Genomic DNA, 26,690 nt, shown 5'->3' with positions numbered 1-26,690 from the left:
ACATTCAAGTCCATCTTTCACCCCGGCGACATGATCCTTGTTGTGCGATTCGCACGGTTCTGCCGCAGGACAGGGATGGAGTTGCGGATCGTCAATTTCGCTTCGTATTCTCACGAGCAAGATGGGTCGTCAATCGGACTCATCAGAGGGGAATATGACCAAGCATCTACATCGCAGCGTGCTCGCCGCCGCCATCCTGGCCGCCTACTCTCCCGCACAAGCCCAGCAAGCCGGCGGCGACGGCGCCGCAAGCAGCCCGGCCACCGTCGTCGTGATCGGCTCGCGCACCACCGCCCGCAGCGCGCTCGACACCGTGGTCCCGGTCGGCCTGATCGACCAGAAGGATTTGCAGTCGGCCGGCACGCCGGAGCTGGGCAAGGTGCTGCAGGAGCTCGACCCCTCGTTCAACTTCACCACCACCTTCATCAGCGACGGCACCGACATCATCCGCCCGGCCACCCTGCGCGGCCTCGGCCCGGACCAGCTGCTGGTGCTGGTCAACGGCAAGCGCCGCCACCAGCAGGCGCTGGTGAACGTGCAGCAGACCATCGGCCGCGGCTCGGCCGGCACCGACATCAACGCGATCCCGCTATCGGCCATCCAGCGCATCGAGGTGCTGCGCGACGGCGCCGCGGCCCAGTACGGATCGGACGCGATCGCCGGCGTGATCAACATCGTGCTCAAGCAGGGGCCGGGCAGCCAGTTCAGCGTGGCCGGCGGCACCACCGCGAAAGGCGACGGCGACACGATCAGCCTCAGCGAAAGCCACGGCTTCGCGCTCGGGTCCTCGGGCGGCTACCTGAACCTGGCCGTGGAGAGCCGGCGCCGCGGCGAGACCAACCGCGCCGGCGTCGACACCCTGCGCGTGAATCCGCCGCGCGTCACCCAGCGCATCGGCGATTCGCTGGCCAGGGATGCCTACCTGTGGACCAATGCCATGCTGCCGGTTGGCGGCAGCGGCGAACTGTATGCCTTCGGCGGCGTCTCGCGCCGCACCGGCGACGCCGCCGGCTTCTTCCGGCCAAAAGAAGATGGCCGCAACGTCCCCGCGGTCTATCCGGACGGCTTCCTGCCGAACATCCTGACCACGGTGCGCGACGCCTCGCTGGCTGCCGGTTTCCGCCATGACCTGGGCGATGCATGGAAGCTGGACGCCAGCGTCAACCACGGCCGCAGCGAACTCGCCTTCTTCGAGCGGAACTCGATCAACGTCAGCTACTGGTACGAGCCGAAGTGCAGCTGCGCCAACTGGAACGAATCGCCGACCGGCGCCAACACCGGCCGCCTGCGCTTCACCCAGACCACCGTCAACCTCGACCTGCGCGGGCCGCTGTCGCTGGGAAGCACCGAACTGCAGCTGGCCACCGGCCTCGAATACCGGCGCGACGGCTACCAGATCGTGGCCGGCGATCCGGTCTCCTACCAGTACGGGCGCACCAACAATCCGGCGATCCGCATCCTCGACCAGCTAGGGCACATCGCGGCGGCCGGCATCCAGGGCTTCCCCGGCTACACCCCGGCCACCGAAGTGAACGAGGCGCGCCACAACAGCGCCGTCTACCTCGACGCCGAGCATCAATTCAGCTTGCCGCTCACGCTGGCGGCGGCGGTGCGGCACGAGCGCTATTCGGATTTCGGCGGCACCACCACCGGCAAACTGGCCCTGCGCTACGACCCGAGCCGCGAACTCGGCCTGCGCGCCAGCGCCTCGACGGGCTTCCGCGCGCCCAGCGTGCAGCAGAAGTTCTATAGCTCGGTCTCGACCAACCTGAACGCGGCCGGCGTGCTGACCGACACGCTCACCGCGCGCGAGGGAAGCCCCGTTACCAAAGCGCTGGGCATCGCACCGCTGAAGGACGAGACTTCGCGCAGCGCCAGCCTGGGCCTGGTGCTGCGTCCCGCGCCGGGCTTCTCGTTCACCGCCGATGCCTGGCGCACCCGCATCGCCGACCGCATCGTTTTCTCCAGCACCATCGCGCCCGAGAGCGGCCCCTGCCCGACCGCTGCCGCCTGCCCGATCAAGGCGGTGCTGGATCCGCTGCGCGTGGGCCAGGCGCAGTTCTTTACCAACGCGATCGGCACCACCACGCGCGGGCTCGACCTGATCGCAGAGCAAACCCTGAAGGGAACGGCCGGCACCCTGGTGCTGTCCGGCCAGCTGGGATTCAACGCTACCTCCGTCGACGCGCGCAAGTCGTCCTCGAAATTGCTGAGCGGCGTGCAGCTGTTCGACGACGCCCAGGTCACGCTGATCGAACGCGGCCAGCCGCGCCGGCACCACGTGGTGGCGGCCGACTTCACGAGCGGACCGTGGAATTTGAATGCGCGCGCCAATTACTACGGCGAGGTGGCCGGCCAGGGCTTTACGGCGCCCTTCGTCCAGACCTGGGATGCGAAATGGCTGCTCGACCTGAACGGCCGCTTCGCCTTCAGCAAGGCGCTAGGTGTGAGCATCGGCGTGAACAATGTGTTCGACACCTACCCGAGCCGCTGGGACCCGGTGAAGGCCGCGCCCTTCCCGCAGATGGGCTTCACCTACTGCTGGGAGACCTGCCCGTTCGGGATCAACGGGCGTTCGCTGTATGCGAAAGCGGACTACACCTTCTGATCACCAGAACTTCCACCAGGGCCTGGCCGGGGCGAAGCGCATCATCGGAATGGTCTCGGGTCGGACTTCGTCGGGTCCGATGAAGCCTTCGAGCTGGTAACCGAACAGGTCCAGCAGCGCCGCTTCGGCCAGCTCCAGCGGGTGGAAAGGCGCGCCGCCGGCATAATCCGGATTGGGCGGATCCTCTTCATCCTGATGCTCGCCGGCCCAGAATGGCGCTTCGAACGGGCGCCGTGGCCCGATGTCTTCGGTGGTGCCGCTGTCCGCATCGATGACGAAGGAGCGGCGCAGCTCGCCGCGTTCCCAGATGCCGTAGGCGAAGCCGTCGACGGTGCTGATCATGAGATGGTGGATCATGGTGCGCCCTGCGGCAAAGTCGAGGAAGCGCCGGTCCAGCGCACTCGGCTCGGTCACCAGGCTGGCATGCGCCAGGATGGTCAGGCCCGGAAAGCAGGCGACATACAGCTGGCCGTTGCGCGGATACGTATCCGACAGGTCGCCATCCGGCAGCGGATCGAAGCGCTTGTTCGGGAACAGCCGGCGCACCGTGGCCAGGCAGGCCTCGCGGTCCAGCCGCGGGCTCGATTTCAGGATCGCGACCGGATCGCCGTCGGCGATGGCCAGCATCGAGGTCTTTGCACCCATCATTTATCTCCTTTCACGCCACCACAAACCCAGCATGGCCAGCGCGAACGCCAGCCCGAAGGGCCAGGACGGCAGGCTGCGCGCCGCGCCGCCACCAGCGGGCGCCGGCGTGCGGGCGGCATAGCGCGCAGTCGCTTCGCGGCGCTGGGCGCGCTGCCATAAGGCCCAGTCGCCGTCCGCATACACATATACGGCACTTTCCAGCGTGCGGCCAACGGGCGCCTGCGCCTTCATCTGCAGCCAGCCCGGCTGCTTCGGCCACAGCGCCACGCAGGACGCGTCGACGTGCTCGGGCCGGCGCTGCCACGGCAAATTCAGCGCCAGCGCCGGGAAGGCCAGCGCCGGCGATTTGCCCAGCGCCTCGCCGCGTGCGCAGATCTCCAGGCGCTGGTTCGGCAACGGCAGCTCGTCCGGCGCCAGCCAGGCCAGGTCTTCATCGCGCCGTACGCGCAGGCGATCGAGCACATCCTGCCACCACAGCGCCAGCGCGCGCGGTTCCTCGATCGCGTGGCGATGCCAGCCGCCCACGCCCAGCCAGGCGATGCGGCCCTTGTGCCAGTCGCGGGTCCACAAACCGTCTTCGCCCTGCCATTCGCCGGCGCGTGCAGCGGCCGGATTCAGGCCGCCGGAGGCCATCGCCAGACGGGCGCCGAACGTTTTATCGGCCGGCTGCGGCGCCAGCCGCAGCCCGATGCTGCGCGACCAGACGCCGGGGTCGCCCGCATTCGCGCCAAGCACCAGCAGCGGCGCGCCTTCGGCCACGCGGGCCAGCAGCGCGCGCCTGGCGCCCTCCCCTGAACGTTCGAACCAGGCGGCGTCGACGATCTCCAGGTCCGGCGCCTTCATCTCGGCGCGCGCACTCTCGCTGCGGCGCAGGTTCTTGCCCAGCTCGACCTGCCAGTCGATCACGGCATTGCTGGCGGCCAGCAGGTCGTCCAGCGTGCGCAGGTCGAAGGACGGCGCGCCGAAGCGGCCGCGCACCTGCAGCGGTGACGGTTCGGTCACGGTCACCGGAACCGGCCCCTGGTCGACCAGCTTGCCGCTCGCATCCAGCAGGCGCGCCTTCAACACCAGGCGCTCGGCCAGCGGCGGCAGCCACTGCACGGACAGCAGGCCGTCGCCCCTGGCTTCGGCCAGCACGGCGTCGTTCTCGGCCAGCAGCTGCAGGCGGCCCGGTGCCTTCCAGGAGCGCTGCACGTTCAGAGTGAACATCCGCCCCAGCGCCACCGTGCGTGGAAAATCGACGTGGATGGCGGGTGTGGCCGGTGCGGTCCAGGCGAGCGGCCGCGCCGGCAGGTCTTCCCACTGCGCGGCGCGCAGGCCGTCGCCAACGAGCTTGATGCTGCGGATGCCGTCCAGCGAGGCCGGCGCTTCTTCCGAATCCAGCGTCAGGCTGGCGCCCATGTCGCCGGGCAGCACGAAGCTGCCGACCGCACCGGCCAGGGCAAGGCCGGCCACGGCGGCCAGCGCGGCGTCGATCCAGCGCCGGCGGGCGCCGTAGACGACCGCGCTGAGCACACCGATAACAACGGCGGCGATTGCAAGCAGGTTCATTGCACGCCTCCGCGTACGGCACGCTCGAAGCGCGTCTCGACCACCGGCGTGGCTTGCAGCAGCACAGGCGCCTCATGCACGGCGCCGCGCAGCCAGGCGCGCAGCACCGGGCGGCAGGCCAGGCAACCATCGGCCACGTCCTGGATCGCGCGCTGGGCCGCCAGCCGCTGCTCATCTGGAGCGATGCGCTCGCGTACCCAGTCGTGGGCGGTGCGGGTCCACAGGCCGGGCAGCGGACCGTCGCCGGCCAGCGCCTGCACCAGTTCGCGCAGCGGCGCCGGCACGGAATCCGGCGCCGCCGACTGTTCGCGCTTGCCGCCGGCGGCGCCGGCCATGTCGCCGGTCATGCGCTTGTCCTCCTTCAGCGGCGGCGGCGCGAAGGCCGTCTTGTGCAGGTAGATGCGCTCCGACTGCTGCAGTTCCTTGATCGCGTCCAGCGCCTTGTGCTCGGGCGGCAGCGCCGTCTTCGGGGTAATGGCGCGCAGCGCGTTCTCGGCGTCCCACATCGCGGACAGGGCCCGCCGCAGCACCTTCTTGGTGGCCTCGTCGAACAGGGTGGCGTTCTCCGCCTGGTCGTGGGCGTGGCCGAATTCGTGCAACACGTCCTGCGGCTTGCCATTCCCCGCACCGCCATGGTCGTCGTCGTGCTCGTCCTTGCCGAACAGGGTCGATTCCTCGCCCAGGAACTGGCCGTAGCGGCGCCGCAATGCGCCCTGGTCGGCGGCGATGCCTTCGCTGCGTTCGCGCACGGTAGCGGCATCCATTTTCTTGACCCGCATGTCGGCGATCAGCTGCTCTGTGTCGATGATGATCTGGCGCTGGCTGCGCAGGCTCTCGGGCTTGACCATCACCGGCAGCGCCGACACGTCCTGCTCTTCCTCCGCCTGCGGGGCCGGCAGGCGCAGGGTGTAGGTCGGCGACTGCACCGTGTGCGGCCTGGCGGCGTTATCGAGCGCGCGGACAAAAAAGTACAGCTCGTCGCCCGGCTCCATGCCCAGGTCGGCCAGGGTCCAGTTCCTGGCCCAGTCGCGGCGATGCGGGTCGCGGCCGGCCGGGATCGGCAGCTCGCGGTCGCTGAAGCGGATGTTTTCGCCGCTGCCGCGCGCCAGGGTCAGGTGCAGGGTCGCCTGTTTGACCTGGTAGTCGTCGCGCACCGAGACCGCCATTGCCGCCTGGGTGGCGTCGCGCGCCAGTTCCTTGATGATCTCGTTCGGCTGGCTCACGACGATTTCCGGCGCACTGTCCGGCAGCACCTTCAGCGTGTAGCGGGCGCCGCGCCAGCGCCAGAAGATCGATTCGGTGGCGGTCCAGCGCGCGCAGTCGGCGCCGGCGCGGAGCTGCCGGCCGTCGCTCAGTTCGAGCGTCTCGGCGGCGCCGGCCGGATGCTTCAGGCACCACTCGACCACCGTCTGTTCCGGCGCCGTCAGGTCCCGCGGCGCGGACACCGACTCCGCGACGCCCGTGTAGCGCGGCGGCGTGAGCTTGACGGTCAGCTCGGCGGCGACGGCGACCCTGGCGGCTTTCGCGCCCGGCACACCGGCGGCGCGCGGCTGTGCGCCATGCGGCAGCAGCGCCGCGCCCCAGGCCAGCGCCGCCAGCGCCAGGTTCCCCGCCAGCCAGGGCAGCCCCATGCGCACGCGCACGCGCACGATCGCACGCACGCGCGGCGCCGTCAGGCTGGCATCGATACGCTCCAGCAGGCGCTGCCGCTGCAGCTGCGCCACCGGGGATTCGGCCTGAAGCAGCAGCGCCGCGCTGTCTTCCATTTCCGGCACGGCGCCGTCCAGCCAGGCGGTCCAATGCCGCTCCACGCGCTGCTTCAGGCGCAAGCCGTCCCAGGCGCAGAACGCCGACCAGGCCAGCAGGCCGGGACCGGAACGCAGCAGCAGCCAGGGCAAGGCGCCGATGAGCCACAGGCCGGCGCGGCGCCGCAGTGCGGCCCGCCACAGCCGGACGAAAATGTCAGCGCCGGCGGACATGGGTCACCATCCTTTCCAGCGCAAACAGGACCAGGAGCGCGATGGATAAGGCCTCGCGCAGGGCGCCGCCATCCGGTCCCGCCGGCGCGCGCGCATCGACGACCGGCGCCTGCGCCGGCGCGGTATAGGGCCGCAGCCCGAGATGCAGGCGCTGCCAGCTTGCGAACAGGGTGCGCGCGCTAGCGGCATCCTGCGGCGGCAGCCAGGCGGCGCGCCACAGGCGGCCGCGCGCACTGTCCAGGTAGCGCATGCCATCGACCTGCGGCGCCTTGTCCAGTTCCGGGAAGCCGGTGGCGTCGGCCACCCACCACAGCGGCGCGCGCAGGCTTGCCGGCGGCGCTTCGGGCAAGTCCCAGATCACCAGCCCGGTCTTCGCATTGGCCTGCTCGTCGAACACAGTGCGCTGCGGACCGTCGAGCGCGTCGAACAGCTTGCGCCATGCGTCCGCGCGGCGGCTGAACACGCTCACGTGCCGCTCGACCGGCGCAGGCGACGCCGCCTGGGAACGCACGATCACGGCATGGCGCAGGTGCGGCAAGACAGCCGGCATCGCCACGTCGCCGGCCAGCAGCAGGCGCGCGTGCGGCTCGAATTCGCGTTCGTGCTCATGCAGCCAGCGGTAGGCATCGCGGCCAGGCAATTCGATGCGGCGGGCTTCCGTCAGATGAGCCTCGCGCACCTGCTTGTCGACGAAGGCAGGGTCGGCGCCGGGCACGACCAGCACGCTGTGGCCGCGCCAGGGCAGCACGGGATCGGCCAGCAGCGCGATCAGGGCCGCCAGCAGCAGGCAGCGCAACAGGAGCAGGAACAGATCGCTCCAACGCCACACGCGCAATTGCACGGGTTCGGACCGCGGCAGGAAGCGCGCCGTCGCCAGCGGCATGGCCCTGGTCTGTTCGCGCTTCTGCCGGTGCCACAGGATGGGCAGCATCAGCACGGGCAATGCCCACCACCACAAACTGTTCATGAGCGCCCTCCCTGCGTGCGCAACCATGCGCGCAAGGTCTCGGCGGGCGGGCGCTCGACCGGCGCCGCCACCCAGGGAATGTCATGCGCACGGCACTGCCGGGCCGCCAACGTGAAATGCTCGTCGCGCTGGCGCGTATATTCGGCGCGGGCTTCGCTGCCGAAGCGGAACAGCTTGCGGTCTCCTTCCGGGTCGCGCCAGGCGGTCGATCCATCGAAATCGGCCGCGATTTCGGCTTCGGTCTGCAGGCACAGGGCGCGCACGTCGTGGCGCATGCCGCGCAGGCGCATCATCGCTTCCGACAGCGGCGAGGGCCAATCGAGAAAATCGCTGGCCACGCAGACCACGCTGGGCGCGCGCGCAAAATGCAGGCTGGCGCGCAGCACCTCGGCGGCGGGCAGCGTGCCGGCGGCGTCGACGCGGTCCATCTGGGCCAGCACGCGCTGCAGCTGGCGCGGCCCGCGCGCGGCCGGCGTGAAATGGGCGCGCTCGCCCTGGCAGACGAGCAGCCCGAAGGCGTCGCCCTGGCGCTGCGCGATCGCGCCCACGCAGCCCAGCAGCAGGCGCGCCATGCCCAGCTTGTCCAGGCCCTCGACGCTGCGGCTCGGCTCCAGCATCGACGCGGTCGCGTCCAGCACCAGCCACACGGCCACGTGGCTGTCGCGCTCGGCCTCGCGCACATAGTAGCGGTCGGCGCGCGCCATCAGCTTCCAGTCGACGCGGCGCCACTCGTCCCCGGGCGCGTAGGCCCGGTATTCGGAGAACTCGACGCCGGCGCCGCGCTCGCGGCCGGCGTGGATGCCATGGCCCAGCCCCGCCAGCACGTGGCGGATGGCGAGGTCGAGTTTTCCCGTGTGCGCGGCCAGCGCCGCACTTGCCAGCATGGACACTTAGTCGATCCGGACTTCGCTGCGCAGCGCGGCGAGGATGTCAGCGATGGCGATGCCGTCCGCCTCCGCCTCGAAATTGCGCAGCACGCGGTGCGCCAGCACCGGCAGCAGCATCGCGGCGATGTCCTCGCGCGTGACCGCCAGGCGGCCCTGCATCAGCGCGCGCGCCTTGGCGGCCAGCACCAGCGCCTGGCCGGCGCGCGGACCGGCGCCCCAGCCGATGTGCTTGCGGATCGCCTCGACCGGGGACTCGGCCGGACGGGTGGCGCGCACCACGCGCGTGGCATAGCGCAGCATGGCGTCGCCGATCTCGATGTCGCGCACCAGTTGCTGCAAACGCAGCAGGGTCTCGAGCGTCATCGCCGGCTCGGCATCGCGCAGGCCGGCATGGGTGGTGGCGCCGACCATCGCGATCTCTTCCTCTTCGCTCGGGTAGCCGACATCGATGCGCAGCAGGAAGCGGTCGAGCTGGGCCTCGGGCAGCGGATAGGTGCCGGCCTGCTCGATCGGGTTCTGGGTCGCCAGCACGAAGAAGGGCTTCGGCAGTTTATGCGTCTGGCCGGCGAAGGTGACCGAGCGTTCCTGCATCGCCTCCAGCAGCGCCGACTGGGTCTTCGGCGGCGCACGGTTGATCTCGTCGGCCAGCAGCACCTGGGTGAACACGGGGCCCTGCTGGAAGCGGAACACGCGCTGGCGCGTGGCCTGGTCTTCTTCGAGGATCTCGGTGCCGACGATATCCGAGGGCATCAGGTCGGGCGTGAACTGCACGCGCCGGAATTGCATGTCGGTGGCCTGGGCCAGCGATTTCACCAGCAGCGTCTTGCCCAGTCCGGGCACGCCCTCGACCAGCGCATGGCCGCCGGCCAGCAGGCAGGTCACCAGCAGGTCGATCACCTCCTTCTGGCCGATGATGACCTGGCCCATGCTGTTCTTCAGCCGCCCGACCTTCGCTACCAGGTCGCCGATCTCGTTCTCAGTCCATGCCTCTGCCACTTGCTATGCTCCCAACGCATATTGAATGATATTGACCGCAAAGCGGGTGTTGTCGACCGCCAGCCAGCGCTTGTTGCGGAAGTCGTAGTCCCACTCGCAGCCGTAGTCCTTGTTCGAATACAGCACGCCGATGCGGCCCTTGACCTCGATGGCGCGCAGGTATTCGTGCACCAGGTCGTCGCCCCAGCCGTTCAGCTCCACCGCGGTATTCGGCGGGCCGTCGAACTTGAAGAAGCTCGAATACAGGCGGTGCGTGTTCGGAATTTTCACCAGGGACTTCGGTCCGAACATCTTCGCCAGCTCGGCCTCGAGAGATTTGGCAAACAGGCCGTCGATGTCGTGGTTGCAATCGTCCACGAAGACGAAGCCGCCGCCCTTCACGTAGCGCTCGAAGTTCCTGCGCTCGGCGGGCGTGAACTGCACCAGCTTGTGCCCGGCCAGGTAGCAGAACGGCGCCTGCAGCATCTTCGGGTCCGACAAGGCGATCACGCGCTCGGCCGGGTCCACGCGCAGGGTCGTGTACTCGACCAGCGAGTTGAGCACGTTGCTGGGCATGCGGATGTCCACATCCCAGTCGCCCGACTCGTACATCAGGCGCGTGAAGTAGAAGTCGTAGACCACTTAGACGGCGTCGGAGAGACTCGTGAAATTGAAGTCGCGGATCCGCATCGGCGGAATCACCATCTGGTAGGCCACTTCGTCCGGCCCGATGATGACCGGCTTGCCCAACTCGTCGACGTTGTTGAGCATGGTGATCGGGCTCTCGTTGAAGCGGAAGTTCTTGATCGGGTACTTGATCTTGCCGTTCTCGACGTAGAAGGTGCCGTCGCGCGTCAGGCCGGTCAGCAGCACCGACTGCGGATCGACCATGCGGATGTACCAGGTGCGGGTCACGACCACGCCCTTCTTGGTCCCGGCGATCAGCTCTTCCAGCGATTTGGTGCCGCCGGCCATGATCATGTTGCCGGCGCGGGCGTTCGGGGTGACGCCGTTCTTCTGGGCCCAGAAGCGCGAGTACTCGAGATTGGCGACCTTGCCGTCCTTGATCAGGTCGCGGCGCTGGCGCGCCAGCATCGAGCCGCTGTCCCAGGGGCTGACCGGCACGTCCTTGTCCCAGGGGTCGGACCAGACGTTGACCTGTTCGTCGAACAGCTTTTCGCCCAAACGGTTGCCGCCGCCCTTCCTGGCCAGGAAGCTGCGGCCCTCGTCGGCCTGGCGCGCGCCGAAGGCGCCGAACATGCGGCCCAGCAGCTCGGAGGTCGCGGCCGGCTCCAGGATCACGGTGTAGCGGCCCGGTTCCAGCGCCTTCGCATCGACCGAGCGCAGGGCCTTCTCCATCGCCACCTCGGCCGCTTCGCGCGCGTCGAAACGCCTGGCGTCGCTGGCCGAGCGGGTCACCCAGCCCGAGCCGCGGCCATCTTCGGTGCGCGCGGTGCAGGTGAAATCGAGGCCGGTGAATTCGCGGTGGCCGAACAGGCCTTTCGAATTCGCGATGGTCTCGAAACCGGTGCTGTCGGTGAAGAAGCCGGCGGTCACCAGCTTGTTCTTGCGCCCGGCCAGGATCGCGTGCGAGGCCACTTCGGCGCGGAAGTCCGGGTCGATCGCGGCGGTGGAGGCGAAGTATTCGCCGGTCCCCTTGAATTCCTGCTTGCCGGGCAGCGTCACATACTCGGGGTTTTCGGGCGCCAGGCGGGCGGTGTCCTCGGCGCGGCGCACCGCCTGCTCGAGCGACTTGTCGTCGAATTCGTTGACCGACGCCGTGCCCTGGCGCTTGCCGAAGGCGACGGTGACGACCAGGCGCCGGTCTTCGTTCAGGCCCGCGGTCGATACGCTGTTGCGCGCAAAGCGGATATTGCCGTTGCGGCTGCCGTTGATCGCCACGCTGCACTCGTCCGCCTTCGAGAAGGACAGCACGCGATCGCAAATCCGTTTCGCTTCTTCCTGGTTCAGCTGTTTCATGCTTGTCTCTCTCTCTTGTCCTGAACTTAGCCGATCTTGCGGCCGGTGTTGATCACTTTGACGCCGTTGAAGCGGGTGGTCGAGGCGCCGTGCGAGACCGCGCTGACCTGGCTGGGCTGCCCTTTGCCGTCGAAGAAGGAGCCGCTCATGCGCCAGTCGCGCTCGTCGCAGATGGCGCTGCAGGCATTCCAGAATTCCTGGGTGTTCGACTGGTAGGCCACGTCTTCGAGCATGGGGCCGATCTTGCCGTCCTTGATCTCGAAGTAGAGCTGGCCGCCGAACTGGAAGTTGTAGCGCTGCTGGTCGATGGAATAGGAACCGCGGCCCAGGATGTAGATGCCCTTCTTGACGTCCTTCACCATCTCGTCCGGCGTCAGGCGCGCAGTACCGGCCGCCAGCGAAACATTGGGCATGCGCTGGAACTGCACGTTGCTCCAGCTGTCGGCGTAGGAGCAGCCGTGCGACTCCTTCTCGCCGATGATGTGGGCCTGGTCGCGCGTGGCCTGGTAGTTGACCAGGATGCCGTCCTTGATGATGTCCCAGCGCTTCGGCTTGACGCCCTCGTCGTCGTAGCCGACCGCGCCCAGCGAACCGGGCGTGCTCTTGTCGGCGAAGAAGTTGACCTTATCGGCGCCGAACTGGAATTTCCTGGTCTCCCATTTATCCAGCGTGCAGAAGCTGGTGCCGGCGTAGTTGGCCTCGTAGCCCAGCACGCGGTCCAGTTCCGTCGGGTGGCCGACCGATTCGTGGATGGTGAGGAACAGGTTTTCCGGCGCGATCACCAGATCGTACTTGCCCGGCTCGACGCTCTTCGCGCTCAGCTTTTCGCGCGCCTGGCGGCCGGCGTTGCGCGCCTCTTCGACGATGTCGTAGCCGTCCTTGTACAGGGTGGTGACGCCGCCCGCGGCCCGGATCTTGTGCTCCGGGCGCGCATCGAAGTACTCGTAGCCCATGCCGACCGGCGGCGCCAGCCCGGCGCGCGAGCGGAATTTGCCGCTGGCCTTGTCGACCGCGGTGGCGGTGAGCGGCGCCCACAGGCGGTGGATGTCCTGGTCGATGTACGAGCCGTCGGTGGAGGCGAAGTACTTCTGCTGGTTCACCTGGAACAGGTTGGCCGTCATGAAGCTGGCGCCGGCGTCCAGGCCCGCCTTGTTCGCGGCGATCAGCATCTCGGCCTTTTCCTTGACCGGCACGGTGCGCCAGTCCTTCCTGATGGGCGTGGCCCAGGCCACCTCGCCGACGCCCTTGGTCGGGGCCAGGCGCACCGGCTCGGTCTGCAGCCTGGCGTTGGCGCGCGCGATCGCCACCGCCTGGCGCGCGGCGCCGGCGACGGCGTCCGGGTTCATCGCATTGGTGGCGGCGAAGCCGTAGGCGCCGTCGGCGATCACGCGCACGCCGACGCCGCTGGACTCGGTGTTCGTCACGCTCTGCACCGTCAGGTCGCGGGTGTTGATGAACTGGTTCAGGTAGCGCCCGATGCGCACGTCGCAATAGCTGGCGCCTGCTTTCGTGGCCGCGTTGAGGGCGGCGTCGGCCAGCGCCTTCTTGAAGCTGAGCGGCATGCTGGACTGCAGCTCTTCGGCGGCGATGGCGTTGCCGAAGACGGGGACCAGCATGGCGCCGGCGGTGCCGGCGGCGAGGTGTAGGAAGGTACGGCGTTCCAATTAGATCTCCAAGAAACCGTCGTTCCCGCGCAGGCGGGGACGACGATAACAATTACACCGCGTCGGAAAGCGAGGTGAAGTTGAAGTCCCGCACCTTCATCGGCGGAATCGACATCTGGAACGGCACCTCGTCCCCGCCGATGATCACCGGCTTGCCGATTTCCTCGATGTTGTTCAGCATGGTCACCGGGCTCTCGTTGAAGCGGAAGTTCTTGATCGGGTACTTGATCTTGCCGTTCTCGATGTAGAAGGTGCCGTCGCGGGTCAGGCCGGTCAGCAGCACCGATTGCGGGTCGACCATGCGGATGTACCAGGTGCGGGTGACCAGGATGCCCTTCTTGGTGCTGGCGATCAGGTCGGCGGTGGTTTTATCCGTGCCGGCCATGATGATGTTGCCCGGGGTCGCGGTCGGCTTCACGCCCTTCTTCTTGGCCCAGTACTGCGAGTACTGCAAGGCGTTGACCTTGCCGTCCTTGATGATGTCCATGCGTTCGCGCGCGATCAGGTTCTGGGTGTCCCAGGGCAGCACCGGCACGTCCGGGTTCCAGGGGTCGGCCCAGATGTTGACCTGGCTGTCGAACAGCTTGTCGCCCAGGCGCGAGGCGCCGCCCTTCTTCGACAGGAAGCTGCGGCCTTCGTCGGTCTGGCGTGCGTCGAAGCCGAACAGCATGAAGCCGAGCAGCTCGGAGGTCGCGGCCGGCTCCAGGATCACGGTGTAGCGGCCCGGCTCCAGGGCTTTCGCGTCGACCGAGCGCAGCGCCTTCTCGATCGCCACGTCGGCTGCTTCGCGCGGGTCGAAGCGGGCGGCGTCGGTGGCCGAGCGCTTGACCCAGCCGGAGCCGCGGCCGTCTTCGGTGCGCACGGTGCAGGTGAAATCGAGGCCGGTTTCGTTCTGGTGGCCGTACACGCCGTTCGAATTGGCGACGCTGGTGAAGGAGGTGCTGTCGCTGAAGAAGCCGGCGGCCACCAGCTTGTTCTTGCGGCAGGCTTCGATCGCGTAGGCCGCGGACTGGGCGCGGAATTCCGGATCGATGGCGGCGGTCTTCTTGCTGAAGGTTTCGGACGCGCGGTAGTTCTGCTTGCCGACGGCCGGCATGAACTCCGGATTTTCCGGCGCCAGCTTCGCCAGGTCCTCGGCGCGGCGCAGGACTTTTTCCAGCGACTTGTCGTCGTACTCGTTGATGGTGGCGGTGCCCTGGCGCTTGCCGAAGGCGACCTGCACGGCGATGTTGGTGTCTTCCGCCAGGCCGGCGGTGGAGACGGCATTGCGCGCGAAGCGGATATTGCCCTGGCGGCTGCCGCCGACGGTCACGCTGCATTCGTCGGCCTTGGACAGCGACAGCACGCGGTCGCAGATATGCTTGGTTTGTTCCTGGGTCAGGATGGTCATGGTCGTTGTGCTCCTGCCTTAGCCGATCTTGCGGGCGGTGTTGATGACATTGATGCCGTTGAAGCGGCTGGTAGCCGATCCGTGCGAGACGATGGAAATCTGCGGAGGCTGGCCCTTGCCGTCGAAGAAGGAGCCGCCCATGCGCCAGTCGCGCTCATCGCAGATGGCCGTGCAGGCGTTCCAGAATTCCTGGGTGTTGGCCTGGTAGGCGACGTCTTCCAGCATCTGGCCGATCTTGCCGTTGTTGATCTCGTAGAACAGCTGGCCGCCGAACTGGAAGTTGTAGCGCTGCTGGTCGATCGAGAACGAACCGTCGCCGACGATGTAGATGCCCTTCTTGATGTCCTTGACCATCTCGTCCGGCGTCAAGCGCTTCTTGCCCGCCTGGAGCGACACGTTCGGCATGCGCTGGAACTGCACGTTGCTCCAGCTGTCCGCGTACGAGCAGCCGTCCGATTCGGTCTTGCCGATGATGTGGGCCTGGTCGCGCGTGGCCTGGTAGCTGACCAGGGTGCCGTCCTTGATGATGTCCCAGCGCTTGCACTGGACGCCTTCGTCGTCGTAGCCCACGTTGCCGAGCGAGCCCGGGGTGGTCTTGTCGGCCACGATGTTCACCAGCGGCGAGCCGTAGTTGAATTTCTTCGACTCCCACTTGTCCAGTGTGGCGAAGCTGGTGCCGGCGTAGTTGGCCTCGTAGCCCAGCACGCGGTCCAGTTCCGTCGGGTGGCCCACCGATTCGTGGATGGTCAGGAACAGGTGTTCGGGCGAGAGCATCAGGTCGTACTTGCCCGGCGTGACAGACTTGGCGGTCAGCTTGCGCTTGGCGTCGCGGCCGGCGGCGCGCGCGTCCTCGATGATGTCATAGGACTTCGTGTACAGGGTGGCGACGCCGCCGGCGGCCTTGATCTTGTCTTCCTTGCGCGCGGCCAGGTATTCGTAGCCCATGCCGACCGGCGCCGACAGGCCCTGGCGCGAACGGAATTTGCCGCTGGCCTTGTCGACCGCGGTGGCGGTCAGCGGCGCCCACAGGCGCTGGATGTCCTGGTCGATGTAGGAGCCGTCGGTGGAGGCGAAGTACTTCTGCTGGTTCACCTGGAACAGCATCGACTGCATGAAGTTGGCGCCGCCTTCCATGCCGGCCTTGTTGGCGGCGATCAGCAGCTCGGCCTTCTCCTTGATCGGCACCGTGCGCCAGTCCTTCACCACCGGGGTCGACCACGCCACCTCGCCCACGCCCTTCACTGGTGCGAGCTGCACCGGTTCGGACTGCAGCTTGGCGTTGGCCTTGGCGATCGCCACCGCCTGGCGCGCCGCGCCGGCCACGCCGTCCGGGCTCATGTCGTTGGTGGCGGCAAAGCCGTAGGCGCCGTTGCAGACCACGCGCACGCCGATGCCGGCCGACTCGGTGTTGACCACGTTCTCGACGTTCAGGTCGCGGGTGATCACGTACTGATTGAGGTAGCGGCCGATGCGCACGTCGCAGTAGCTGGCGCCGGCCTTGGTGGCGGCGCTCAGCGCGGTATCGGCCAGCATCTTCTTGGCCGCGAGCGGCATCGGGTTGAGCAGCTCTTCGGCGGCGATCGCGCGGCCGAAGACGGGAACCAGCATCGAGCCGAAAGCCAGGCCGCTGATGTTGAGGAAGGTACGGCGTTCCATGACGTCTCCTGAAGTGGACAGTGGCCCGGCGGACGGACCGCTCTTGTTTGAACAAAACGCCCCATGGCTGCGTTGCATTCGTCTCGCCGTACCAAGGTACTGTCTTCGACGATGCGCCTGGCCCTGGGCGCTTTGTTCCGCGCTTTTATGTAGAGCTGCTAAACATATCAGCAAGTAAAGTTTTTGAATAGGCAATCTTTATGCCAAGCGCTTGCGCCCCCGTTTGCGGCGCACGCGGCTGCCCAGTGTCCGGCTGAAGCGTGTCCGCGCCGTGTCCGGGCACTGTCCGCTCGGACGCGCCCGATACATACACATCTTTACTTGACGACAACTGAGGCGTGGCCGATCATCGCCGGGCGGCACGGCATGGCGCCGATGCCATCGACCCCGGAGACGACACAATGAAACGATTCATCCTGGCCGCCGCCCTGCTGGCGAGCAGCCTGGCCGGCACCGCGCAGGCCGCCGACGACGCCCAGCTGCGTGCAGCCATCGGCGGCAGCCATCGCACTGCCGCCAACGTCGCGCGCGACCAGTACCGCCACCCCTACGAAACCCTCAGCTTCTTCGGCATCAAGCCGACCATGACGGTGGTCGAAGTGCTGCCGGAAGGCGGCTGGTACACCGAGATCCTGGCGCCCTACCTGCGCCAGGACGGCAAGCTGATCGCCGGCGGCATGATCTCCAAAACGCTGCTGGAGTCCAAGCCGGCGGTCTATGACAAGGTCGTGCGGGCCGGCTTCAATCCGCCAAAGGGCATCTACAACTTCGCCCCGCCAAACAGCGTCGACATGGTGCTCACCTTCCGCAACGTGCACAACTTTGTCGACTTGGGCGATGACAAGGTCAAGGACATGTTCAAGGCCATCTACGCCAGCCTGAAGCCGGGCGGCGTGCTGGGCGTGACCGACCACCGCCTGCCGGAATCCATGCCGCAGGATGCCGAGGCCAAGAGCGGCTACGTCCACGAGTCCTACGTGATCAAGATGGCGGAAAGCGCTGGCTTCAAGCTGGCCGCGAAATCCGAGATCAACGCCAACCCGAAGGACAAGGCCGACCACAAGGGCGGCGTGTGGGCGCTGCCGCCGACCCTGACCAACGGCGCGGTTGACCGCGACAAGTACCAGGCGATCGGCGAAAGCGACCGCATGACGCTGAAGTTCGTGAAGCCGTAAATACGTGCGCCGCTCACTGCGGCAAATGTGAAGCCGCAGTGAGTATTTGTGAATTTTTGCGCGGCCCGGCAGTGTATAGTCGGCGCATGACATTGCTCCGTATCGCCGCCGCGGCCCTGCTTGCCGCCTCCGCCCTCGCCGCCCAGGCCCAGGACCTCGACGCCAAGGCGCCGCCCACCAAGCCCGCGAACAGCTCCAGCATCGAAAAATCGGTCGTCAAGATCTTCACGACCATGCGCCGTCCCGACCCCTACCGGCCCTGGACCAAGGCGACGCCGCAGGAAGCCACCGGCTCCGGCGTGGTCATCGAGGGCAAGCGCATCCTCACCAATGCCCACGTGGTCGGCTATGCCAGCCAGGTGCAGGTGCAGGCCAGCGAGGAAGGCGACAAGGTCGGCGCCACCGTGGTCGCGATCGCGCGCGGGATCGACCTCGCCGTCCTCAAGCTCGACGACGAATCCTTCTTCGACGAACACCCCGCATTGAAGCGCGCCAGCGTGCTGCCCGACGTGCGCGACGCCGTGCTGGCCTACGGCTACCCGATGGGCGGCAACTCGCTGTCGATCACCAAGGGCATCGTCTCGCGCGTCGAATTCGTCCCCTACTTCTACGGCGCCTCGGGCCTGCGCGTGCAGATCGACGCCCCGATCAACCCGGGCAACAGCGGCGGCCCGATCGTGGCCGGCGAGCGCATGGTCGGCCTGGCTTTCTCCATCGTCGCCAGCGCCAACAACATCGGCTACGTGATCCCGAACGAAGAGGTCGAGCTGTTCCTGCGCGACGTGGCCGACGGCCGCTACGACGGCAAGCCGCAGCTGCGCGACGACACCCAGACGCTGGAGAACCCGGTGCTGCGCCAGTACCTGAAGATCGACAAGTCGGTGCGCGGCGTGGTGGTGCACCGGCCCACCGGCAGCGACCCCGCCTATCCGCTCAGGGAATGGGACCTGATCACCAGGATCGGCGACTTTCCCGTAGACGACCAGGGCATGGTCAAGCTGGGGCCGAACCTGCGCGTGCGCTTCCAGTACCGCGTGCAGCAGGTGGCGAAGGACGGCAAGGTGCCGCTGACCATCATCCGCGACGGCAAGACGCTGCAGGTGCAAGTACCCGTCGCCGGCAAGCGCCCGCTGCTGATTCCGGACCTGGACGGCGGCTATCCCTCGTACTTCATCTACGGCCCGATCGTGTTCTCGCGCGCCACCGAAGAGTACCTGTCCTTCATCAGCGCGAACGCCTCGACCCTGAACGCCTACGGCTTCAACGGCAGCCCGCTGGTGACGCGCCGCGGCGAAGCGCCCAGCAGCCGCCACGAGGAACTGGTGGTGGTCAGCTCGCCCTTCTTCCCGCACAAGCTGGTGGCCGGCTACAGCAACCGCTTCGGCTCGGTGGTGGAATCGGTCAACGGCGTGCCGGTGCGCAGCCTGCGCCACCTGGTGGCCCTGCTGCGCGACCTGAAGGACGAGCTGGTGGTGCTGCGCTTCGACCAGCGCGAGGGCGAGACCATGGTCCTGCCGCGCAAGACGCTGGTCGAAGCCACCGAAGACATCCTGTCCGACAACGGCATCCGCTCGCAGGGCTCGCCGGACATGATGGCGGTCTGGAACGGCAAGACGAGCTGAGCATGCGCCGCGCTTTTTCTATCGCCGCCGCGTTCATGGCCGGCCTTGCGCTGGCGGCGCCGCAGCAGCCCGCGCCCGCATCGGCCGGCGTGACGCCGGCCCAGCTGGCGGCGCTGGCCTTCCCCGGCTGGAGCGAGGGCGCGGCCGGCCGGCTGCAGACCGTCACCCTGCCGCGCATGCCCGGGGTCACCACCAATCCCGCGCGCAGCGCCTGGACCGTGGGCGCGAACCAGGTGCTGGTCGAACCCAGGCTGGTGCTGCGCATCGACGCCACTCACCTGACCCTGGTCGCCGGCCTGGTCCCCGCGGACGACGACAAGAGCGCCGCCAACCACGGCACGCCGATGGCGCTGGCCGCCTACCAGTTCGAGCAGCGCGGCGGCGCCTGGAAGCTGAGCGGGAGCCAGGGCGTGTTCGGGCTGCGCGGCTTTTACGGCGAAGCGAGCCTGCGCGCGGTGCCGCTCGCCGGCCAGCGCCAGGCGATCGCGGTCGAATACGGCAGCTGCTGGCAAGGCTATTGCGGCACCTGGCTGGCGATGTATGAACTGGACAAGGGATTGGTGCGGCATGAGCCGGCGCTCGAGATGGCGCTGTCCGGCATCAACGTCGACAGCAGCGCCGACTGCGCGCGCCGCCTGCAGCCGCTGATCAAGCCGCATCCGCAGGATCCGGCGGCGAAGGACGACCACACCGCCGCCAACAGCCACGACTGCTACGCGATCGAGAGCAGCTGGACGGTCGACGCCACGCGCGAGCAGCCGGGCGACTTCACGATCCGCTACCAGGGCGCGATCAGCCGCGCCGACGCCTATGCGGCGCCGCCGGTCGCGATCGACCAGCGGCAGGTGCTGCGGTATGGCGGAGGGAAGTATCGGGCGGTTTCGGGGTTTAATCCGGTGCCGCCGATTTAGGCTTTTTCACCGGCGTGAAATTCAGATCCTGGAAGTCATAGCTGAAATCCGTCTCGGTCGAAATCGGCTGCATCTTCATGCGTTCGATGCTGCCGTCCGGGTTCAGCGCGAAGGTGACGTAGGCGTCGGCGTTGAAGTTGCGCTCCTTCCAGCGCACGATGAAGGTGTCGTGCTGGTAGTGCTCCAGTTCCCCGGTCAGGTCCGGCGTGCGCGACAGCGACAGCACCTGCCTGCCGCCCACGTGCTTGATGGTCGCGATGCCGTACCACAGGTCCTGGTAGTCGCCGTCGTAGGCGGTGCGCGCCAGCGAGGGCTGGGACTTGGCGGCGCGGGCGGCCGAGTTCTTGGCCAGGCGCGCCTTTTCCTTGGCGTGCATCTCGTCCTCGACCGCGGCAACGGCGCCGATCCAGTCGGTCTTGTCGTCCCTGTCCACCAGGCGGCCCAGCAGTTGCCACTGCAGTGCGTTCAGCGAGCCGCCGCTTTCCGCATTCGTCAGGATCGCGATGCCCAGCTTCTCTTCCGGCACCAGCACCACCTTCGAATAGAAGCCCTGCAGCGCGCCGCTGTGCAGCGCCAGCAGGCGGCCGTGGTAGTCGCGCAGCTGGAAGCCGAGGCCGTAGGCGGCGAAGTTGGCCTTCGTGCCGGCCAGTTTCGCGTTCGGGGTGCCGGTGCGCATCGGCGTCTGCGCGGTCCACAGTTCGCGCGCCTGCTTTTCGCTGAACAGGCGCGCTTCCTTGCCGTCGGCGCCCGCATGCGGCAGCTTGCCGCCCGCCAGCAGCACGTTCATCCAGCGCGCGATGTCCTCGGCGTTGGTGTTGATGCCGACCGCGCCGACCGCGTTCGGCACCGGCATCGCCTTCACGGCCGCGATCTTGTCGTTGATCTTGCTGTGGGCGTTGGCGACGTTCGGATTGCCTTCATTCTCGGCCAGGCTGGTCGTCGTCGTCGCCATGCCGACCGGAGCAAGGATGCGCTCGTGGATGGTCTCGCCCCAGTTCTTGCCGGATTTCGCGGCGATGATCTTGCCGGCCACGATGTACAGCAGGTTGTCGTAGGCGTAGCTGCTGCGGAAGCTGGTGCTCGGCGCGATGAAGCGCAGCTTGTGGATGATCTCGTCGGTCGTGAAGCTGGTGGTCGGCCACCACAGCAGGTCGCCGGCGCCCAGTCCCAGGCCGCTGCGGTGGGTCAGCAGGTCGCGCACCGTCATCTCGTGGGTCACGTAGGCGTCGTACATCTGGAAGTCCGGCAGGTGCTTGGTGACCGGGTCGTCCCAGGCCAGCTTGCCCTCGTCGACCAGCATCGCCAGCGCCGCGGCGGTGAAGGCCTTCGAGTTCGAGGCGACTTCGAACAGGGTCTTGGCATCGACCTTTTCGGGCGATCCGAGCTTGCGCACGCCGAAGCCGCGCGTGGCCAGCACCTGGCCGTCCTTGACGATGGCGATGGCGATGCCCGGCACGTCGAACTGCTTCATGACGCGCTCGACGTCGGCGGACAGGTTCGTAAGCTGGAGCGGCGCGGTGCTGGCGGCGACGGGCGCTGCCGGCGCGACGGCGGCCGGGGTCTGCGCCAGTGCGGCGCCGGAGAAGGCGATCAGGAGGGCTGCTGCGATGCGGTTCATGGATTTCCTTGCAGGGTAAACAGGCGCGAGCAGGATAGCACTTAGCGTTGGCGGCCGAAAGATGCAAGCGCGCCACCCTGCTCGGCGCAGGACGCAGTCTCGGCTTCTAATCCGCCGCCTGGTCGACCCACACCGGCGCCGACCACAGCACCTTGCCGTCGTCCTGGGTCAGCTTCGCATAATAAAAGTGCGGCCCCGCCGAGGGCACGATGCTCACCACCGCCGCCGATGCCATCTGCGTCACCATGCCGTTCCGGCCCGGCACCCCTTCCATGATCGCCACCGTGGCCGCCGTCCGTCCTGCGCCGTTCGCGAACTGCACCGACAGCTGCAGCGGCCCGCGATTGTCGAAGCGCTCGCCCATCAGCCTGCCGTTGGCCGTGAAAATCAGCTGCGACGCCTTGTCCATGGTCGCGAACACGCGCCGCGCTTTCAGGGCGGCGACGAAGCTGTCGCGGCTGAGGGCTGCGCCGGCCGGCAGCAATACCGCGGTACGGTTGGTATAGGATGCGCCCCAGTTGGCGCAGTGGTTGTCCTGGTTGCTGCTGAAAGCGAGGTGGTAGCCGGCTTCGAGCAGCTTGTTGCAGGCGGCCTCGAAGTTGCTGCGCCGGGTCTCGCCTTCCTTGTCGTTGGTGGAGAAGGCCGTGCTGTTCATCACTTCGCACAGCGCCATCGCCTCGTCGCCGTCCGCCGTGTACGCCAGCGGCACGCCGTTGACCTTGAACTGGTCCTTCAGCGAGGGATGGTTGAACTGGCCGATCCAGCCGCGCTGGCGCATCAGCGAATACAGCGCGCCGTAGTCGTTGCGCGGGGTGAGGGTATCGGCCAGCAGCTCGCCCTTGCCGTTCTTTTCCCAGCCCAGCAGCTCGTCGCTGTTGAAGATGTTCAGGTGGCCGCCGTTGCTGATCACGCCCCACTCCATGCCGTACAGGGCCAGGAAATCCTTGTGCGCTTCGTTGAAGGCGCGCGCCGTCTGCAGGCCGGTCTGGTACAGGACCCTGGCCGCGGCCGGGTCGGCGTCCGCCCTGGTGCCGTCCGAGCCGTCGTACATGTGGTTGTGCTCCGAGACCATCAGCATGTCGAGGCCGTGCGCGCGCGCGTAGGGAAAGGCGGCGTCCGGGCCGAAGGGCGCGGTCTGCGGGTCCTGCGCGCCGCGGCAGGCATCGAGGGCGCCGCCGCCGTCGCTGTCGCGGGTCTGGCTGTGCAGGTTGCCGTAATAGACGGTATAGGGCAGCGCACCCGGCGCCGGCGCCGCCTGCAGCTGGCCGCGCCGGCCGGGAAGCGGCGCGAAGGACGGCAAGGCCGGCGCCGGCAGGCTGCCGACCGCGATGTCCCAGGCCTGCTCGACCTCTTCGCTGCCGCTTGCCGCGCGCAGGCGCACCTTGTACACGCCGGGCGCGGGCGGCCGGTTCGCCACGCGCCCCTGCCAGCGCACCGGCACGTCGAGCGGCCGGCCGGACAGGGTCGCCTGCCCCTGCCAGCGTGCGACCTGGCGGCCATCCGGCGCCACCAGCTCGAGCCGCCAGTGCACGCTGCGCCGCCCCTGCAACCCCGGGTAATCGAAGGACAGCGTGAAGGTACGCGCCTCGGCGCGGTTCTCGCCGTGATAGGGCGCGGCCAGCATGGCTTCGAATTCCTGGTGCTCGTGTGGAGCGGCTGTCGGCGCTGCGCCGGCGGCAAGGTGGAGGAAGCTGGCCGCTGCGAACACGAAGCAGCGGGTCCAGGCCAGGGATGAGGTGAAGGATGAGGTTTTCATGATGCAATTTTTGCAATTGCATCCCGCCCCCATCTTGATTACCGAAGCCTACCGATATGAAATTGTTATTAATTAATTGACAAAAATATAGCCAGTGCGAATATCCTGGCTGAATCCTCATGCCCCGCTGTCGTAGAAGCGGTCCTTGGCCAGCATGACCTCATGGTGCCCGCGCCCCGCCGGAATCATGGGGAAGCAGTTTTCGGTCTGCTGGACCACCACGTCGAGCAGGAAGGGACCGCTGGAAGACAGGCATTCGGCGAGCGCGGCCTCGAGCTGCTCCGCATGCTCGACCCTGCGCGCCTGCCAGCCGAAAGCGCGCGCCAGCGCGACGAAATCCGGCAGCGCCTCCGAATAACTGTGGCTGTAGCGGGCGCCATGGTGCAGCTCCTGCCATTGCCGCACCATGCCCATGCAGCCGTTGTTCGACAGGACCACCTTGATGGGACAGCGATGCTGGACCGCGGTGGCGAGCTCCTGGATATTCATCAGGATCGAGGCGTCGCCGCTCACGCACACGACCGTCTTGTCCGGATGCGCGACCTGGGCGCCGATCGCCGCCGGTATGCCGTAACCCATGGTCCCCGCGCCGCCCGAGGTCAGCCAGCGCCGCGGCGCGTCGAAACGCAGGTATTGCGCCGCCCACATCTGGTGCTGGCCCACGTCCGTGGAGACGATGGCGTCGCGCCCCGCCAGGCCATCGGCCAGCGCCGTCATCAGCTGTTGCGGCACGATCGCCGGCGCGGTGGCGCTGAAGCCGAGGCTATCCACCTTGCGCCATTTCTCGATGCGCCGCCACCACTGCAGCGTCGGCACGATCTGCGCCTCCATCGCCGCCAGCCTGCGCGCCAGGGCCGCCAGCACCTGCTTGCAATCGCCGGCCAGGCCGACGTCGGCGCGTACGATCTTCCCGATCGATGCGGGGTCGATATCGATGTGGACGATGCGCGCGCCGGGGCAGAAATGCGCGAGCTTGCCGGTGACCCTGTCGTCGAAGCGGGCGCCCACGCAGACCACCAGGTCGGCCTCGTGCATCGCCAGGTTGGCTTCCAGCGTGCCGTGCATGCCCAGCATGCCCAGCCAGCGCGGATCCGATGCGGGAAAGGCGCCGAGTCCCATCAGGGTGAGCGTGCACGGCGCGTTCTTCATGCGCACCAGCGCGGCGAAGCCGGCGCAGGCTTCCTCGCCGGCGTTGACAAGCCCTCCCCCGCCGTAGAAGACCGGCTGCCGGGCGCCGGCGATCAATCCCGCGGCCCGGTCGAGCAGCGCATCGGCAACCGGCGGCAAGGATGCGGCCTGCATCGCGGCTTCAGTCACGGCGCGGGACTCGGGCGGCGCGGTGCGCGCCAGCTGGAGGTCCTTCGGCACATCGACCAGCACCGGCCCCGGCCTGCCCTGCGTGGCCTGCCGGATGGCGGCGCGGATCGTGTCCGCGATGGCGTCGGCGCTGCGGACCTGCGCATTCCACTTCGTGACCGCGCGTGAAATGCCGAGCGCGTCGCATTCCTGGAAGGCGCTGGTGCCGATCAGCGCGGTGGCGACCTGGCCGCTGATGCACAGGACCGGGATCGAGTCGCACAGGGCATCGAGCAGGCCGGAGGTCGTATTCGCCATGCCCGGTCCGGAGGTGACGAAGACCACGCCCAGGCGCCCGGTCGAGCGCGCATAGCCTTCGGCGGCATGCAGCGCCGCCTGCTCGTGCCTGACCAGCACATGGCGCAGGCGCGGTTCCTGGTACAGGGCGTCGTAGAGCGGCAGCACCGCCCCGCCGGGATAACCGAAGACGGTATCGACGCCGGCGTCGATCAGGGTGCGCAACAATCGCTGCGCACCGCTCGGGAAGTCATTTTTCATCCATGAATATTATCGGCGCAGAGACTGAAAGTGCTTCATAATTTCAGCTAATTACGCCTGAATTCTGAAAAATTTATGGATAATATTGATAATCACGGAAAAATTTTCGACAGCCACGACCGCGCCATCCTGCGCATCCTGCTCGAGGATTCGCGCACGCCGCTACAGGAGATCGGCAAGGCGGTCGGGCTGTCGACCACCTCCTGCTGGAACCGGATCAAGCGCATGACGGACAGCGGCGCGATCCAGGGCTATACGGTGAAAGTGGACCTCGCGCAGATCGGCTACCAGGACACGGTGATCGTCCAGGTGACGCTGGACAGCCATAACCAGGAGACCCTGAACGCCTTCGCGCGTGCCCTGGAATCCATTCCCGAAGTCCTGGAAGCCTTCCTGATTTCAGGCGACTACGACTACTTCATCCGGATCGCGGTCAAGGACACGCGCGACTACGAGCGCCTGTTGCGCGAACAGCTGTACCAGATTCCGGGTATCCGCCACAGCAAATCCAGCTTCGTGCTGCGGACGCTGAAGAAGGCGGATACGCCGCTGACCGGCTGATCAGAAGTGGTATTCAGCGCGCACCATGGGCGTGCTGGCGCGCTGGCCGCGGTTGCCGGTGGTGGCCGCCGTGTTGCCGAATTTATTGTTCCAGAACTGGTACTCGAGGCCGATGCGGAAGCGGTTCTTCGGCTGGCCGAAGCGGCTCCCCAGGTCGTACATCAGCTGCATGTCGAGGTTGGTCTCGGCGCCGGTCGGGTTGCCGACTTCGTCGCGGCCCTTGGCGGCGATGTAGTTCAGGTAGCCTTCAAAGGACCAGCCGGAGGCCCAGCTGTCGGGGACCGGAATGCCCCAGCTGGCCGAGAACATCGGGTGATAGTCGTAGGTGTAGCGGCTGCGCACTTCGGAGATCGGCGGGAAGGCGCCGCTCGGCGCATTGCTCTCGCGGAGCAGCAGGACGCCGGTGCTGAGGAAACCCGGCACGTCCCACATCAGGGTCGGCCCGGCCACCAGCATGCGCTTGCGCGAGTTGTAGCCGACGTCGTTCTTGGTATTCCAGTCGAAGCCCAGCACCAGGCCCAGTCCCTTCACCGGCCCATAGGCGATGGGTGCGCCGCGCAGCGCGCCGATGTCGAGCGTGTGGCGGTAGACGATATACGCTTCCTGGGCGCCGTCCGTCTGGTTCAGCGAACCGGGATCATTGCTGTCCGACTGCAGCAGGTCGACGTTGAAGTAGTTCGAGCCGTACTTGTAGCCGCTGGCGTGGGTCAGCGCGAAGATGTGCTTCTTGATGTCGGCCGGGTTATAGGGCTCGCGGAAGCGCTGTCCGTAGCGCCAGCTGATGGCCGTGTCGCTCCAGTCGGCGGCGCTCACGGGCAGCGCGGCGCTCGCGCCGATGGCCAGGAATCCAAGGGCGGCCAAGGCCGCGGCGTTGCTGCGTTCGCTCAT

Annotated in this window: 20 protein-coding genes; 5 read left to right on the top strand and 15 right to left on the bottom strand. The window is 67.5% G+C overall.

All coding sequences use genetic code 11. The annotated features are described in order from the left end of the window. Window positions 1-154 precede the first annotated feature (154 nt). Window positions 155-2,608 (top strand): TonB-dependent receptor plug domain-containing protein, encoded by a 2,454-nt coding sequence (locus ACFPO9_RS22900; protein ID WP_379775386.1) that lies wholly within the window; start codon window positions 155-157, stop codon window positions 2,606-2,608. Here the strand turns inward: ACFPO9_RS22900 and ACFPO9_RS22895 are convergent, their stop codons facing one another. The 11 genes from ACFPO9_RS22895 to ACFPO9_RS22845 are packed head-to-tail and all read right to left on the bottom strand — an operon-like array spanning window position 2,609 to window position 16,305. Next, a complete protein-coding gene (locus ACFPO9_RS22895) occupies window positions 2,609-3,256 on the bottom strand; it encodes a DUF6928 family protein (protein WP_379775384.1) in 648 nt (215 codons plus the stop codon). Further along, window positions 3,257-4,807, bottom strand: a complete 1,551-nt coding sequence (locus ACFPO9_RS22890) for a hypothetical protein (protein ID WP_379775382.1) — start codon at window positions 4,805-4,807, stop codon at window positions 3,257-3,259. Beyond that, entirely contained in the window at window positions 4,804-6,786 is a 1,983-nt protein-coding gene (locus ACFPO9_RS22885; RefSeq protein ID WP_379775380.1) for a hypothetical protein, read from the bottom strand. The genes ACFPO9_RS22890 and ACFPO9_RS22885 overlap by 4 nt, the downstream gene beginning before the upstream one ends. Beyond that, window positions 6,770-7,753 carry a BatA domain-containing protein gene (locus ACFPO9_RS22880; protein ID WP_379775377.1) on the bottom strand — a complete coding sequence of 328 codons (984 nt, stop codon included), beginning with the start codon at window positions 7,751-7,753 and terminating at the stop codon, window positions 6,770-6,772. Before ACFPO9_RS22880 ends, ACFPO9_RS22885 begins: the two co-directional genes overlap by 17 nt. Beyond that, the gene (locus tag ACFPO9_RS22875) at window positions 7,750-8,637 is read right to left on the bottom strand and encodes a DUF58 domain-containing protein (protein ID WP_379775418.1); all 888 of its coding nucleotides are present in this window, start codon (window positions 8,635-8,637) and stop codon (window positions 7,750-7,752) included. The genes ACFPO9_RS22880 and ACFPO9_RS22875 overlap by 4 nt, the downstream gene beginning before the upstream one ends. A 6-nt stretch (window positions 8,638-8,643) precedes the next feature. Continuing rightward, window positions 8,644-9,636, bottom strand: a complete 993-nt coding sequence (locus ACFPO9_RS22870) for an AAA family ATPase (protein ID WP_379775374.1) — start codon at window positions 9,634-9,636, stop codon at window positions 8,644-8,646. A gap of 3 nt (window positions 9,637-9,639) precedes the next feature. After that, window positions 9,640-10,257: a DUF4159 domain-containing protein gene (locus ACFPO9_RS22865; protein WP_379775372.1), complete on the bottom strand. Its 618-nt coding sequence runs from the start codon at window positions 10,255-10,257 to the stop codon at window positions 9,640-9,642. Then, window positions 10,258-11,595, bottom strand: a complete 1,338-nt coding sequence (locus ACFPO9_RS22860) for a TldD/PmbA family protein (RefSeq protein ID WP_379775370.1) — start codon at window positions 11,593-11,595, stop codon at window positions 10,258-10,260. It abuts the gene before it with no gap. A gap of 26 nt (window positions 11,596-11,621) precedes the next feature. After that, a complete protein-coding gene (locus tag ACFPO9_RS22855) occupies window positions 11,622-13,259 on the bottom strand; it encodes a TldD/PmbA family protein (protein WP_379775367.1) in 1,638 nt (545 codons plus the stop codon). Window positions 13,260-13,311: 52 nt separating this feature from the next. Then, a complete protein-coding gene (locus ACFPO9_RS22850; protein WP_379775364.1) occupies window positions 13,312-14,649 on the bottom strand; it encodes a TldD/PmbA family protein in 1,338 nt (445 codons plus the stop codon). Between the two features lie 18 nt (window positions 14,650-14,667). Next, window positions 14,668-16,305 (bottom strand): TldD/PmbA family protein, encoded by a 1,638-nt coding sequence (locus ACFPO9_RS22845; protein ID WP_379775362.1) that lies wholly within the window; start codon window positions 16,303-16,305, stop codon window positions 14,668-14,670. 401 nt (window positions 16,306-16,706) lie between these two features. Here ACFPO9_RS22845 and ACFPO9_RS22840 point away from each other — a divergent pair, with 401 nt between their 5' ends. From ACFPO9_RS22840 to ACFPO9_RS22830, 3 genes are all read left to right on the top strand, one after another. Then, window positions 16,707-17,480 (top strand): class I SAM-dependent methyltransferase, encoded by a 774-nt coding sequence (locus ACFPO9_RS22840; RefSeq protein ID WP_379775360.1) that lies wholly within the window; start codon window positions 16,707-16,709, stop codon window positions 17,478-17,480. Window positions 17,481-17,566: 86 nt separating this feature from the next. Beyond that, the gene (locus ACFPO9_RS22835) at window positions 17,567-19,102 is read left to right on the top strand and encodes a S1C family serine protease (protein WP_379775357.1); all 1,536 of its coding nucleotides are present in this window, start codon (window positions 17,567-17,569) and stop codon (window positions 19,100-19,102) included. 2 nt (window positions 19,103-19,104) lie between these two features. Next, entirely contained in the window at window positions 19,105-20,013 is a 909-nt protein-coding gene (locus ACFPO9_RS22830; RefSeq protein ID WP_379775355.1) for a hypothetical protein, read from the top strand. Here ACFPO9_RS22830 and ACFPO9_RS22825 read toward each other — a convergent pair. The 3 genes from ACFPO9_RS22825 to ilvB form a co-directional block, all read right to left on the bottom strand. Further along, the gene (locus ACFPO9_RS22825) at window positions 19,991-21,631 is read right to left on the bottom strand and encodes a serine hydrolase (protein ID WP_379775353.1); all 1,641 of its coding nucleotides are present in this window, start codon (window positions 21,629-21,631) and stop codon (window positions 19,991-19,993) included. The two genes, ACFPO9_RS22830 and ACFPO9_RS22825, sit on opposite strands and share 23 nt — an antisense overlap. A gap of 106 nt (window positions 21,632-21,737) precedes the next feature. Further along, a complete protein-coding gene (locus tag ACFPO9_RS22820; protein ID WP_379775350.1) occupies window positions 21,738-23,387 on the bottom strand; it encodes a CehA/McbA family metallohydrolase in 1,650 nt (549 codons plus the stop codon). Between the two features lie 117 nt (window positions 23,388-23,504). Continuing rightward, entirely contained in the window at window positions 23,505-25,241 is a 1,737-nt protein-coding gene (gene ilvB, locus ACFPO9_RS22815; protein WP_379775347.1) for a biosynthetic-type acetolactate synthase large subunit, read from the bottom strand. 75 nt (window positions 25,242-25,316) lie between these two features. Here ilvB and ACFPO9_RS22810 point away from each other — a divergent pair, with 75 nt between their 5' ends. Continuing rightward, window positions 25,317-25,802 (top strand): Lrp/AsnC family transcriptional regulator, encoded by a 486-nt coding sequence (locus tag ACFPO9_RS22810; protein WP_379775345.1) that lies wholly within the window; start codon window positions 25,317-25,319, stop codon window positions 25,800-25,802. Here the strand turns inward: ACFPO9_RS22810 and ACFPO9_RS22805 are convergent, their stop codons facing one another. Further along, entirely contained in the window at window positions 25,803-26,690 is an 888-nt protein-coding gene (locus ACFPO9_RS22805; RefSeq protein WP_379775343.1) for an outer envelope protein, read from the bottom strand. It abuts the gene before it with no gap.

This window comes from Massilia aerilata (assembly GCF_042656905.1).
GTDB lineage: Bacteria > Pseudomonadota > Gammaproteobacteria > Burkholderiales > Burkholderiaceae_D > Telluria > Telluria aerilata.
The sequence above is the reverse complement of the archived record's forward strand: the minus strand, read 5'-3'. Positions and strand labels throughout refer to the sequence as shown.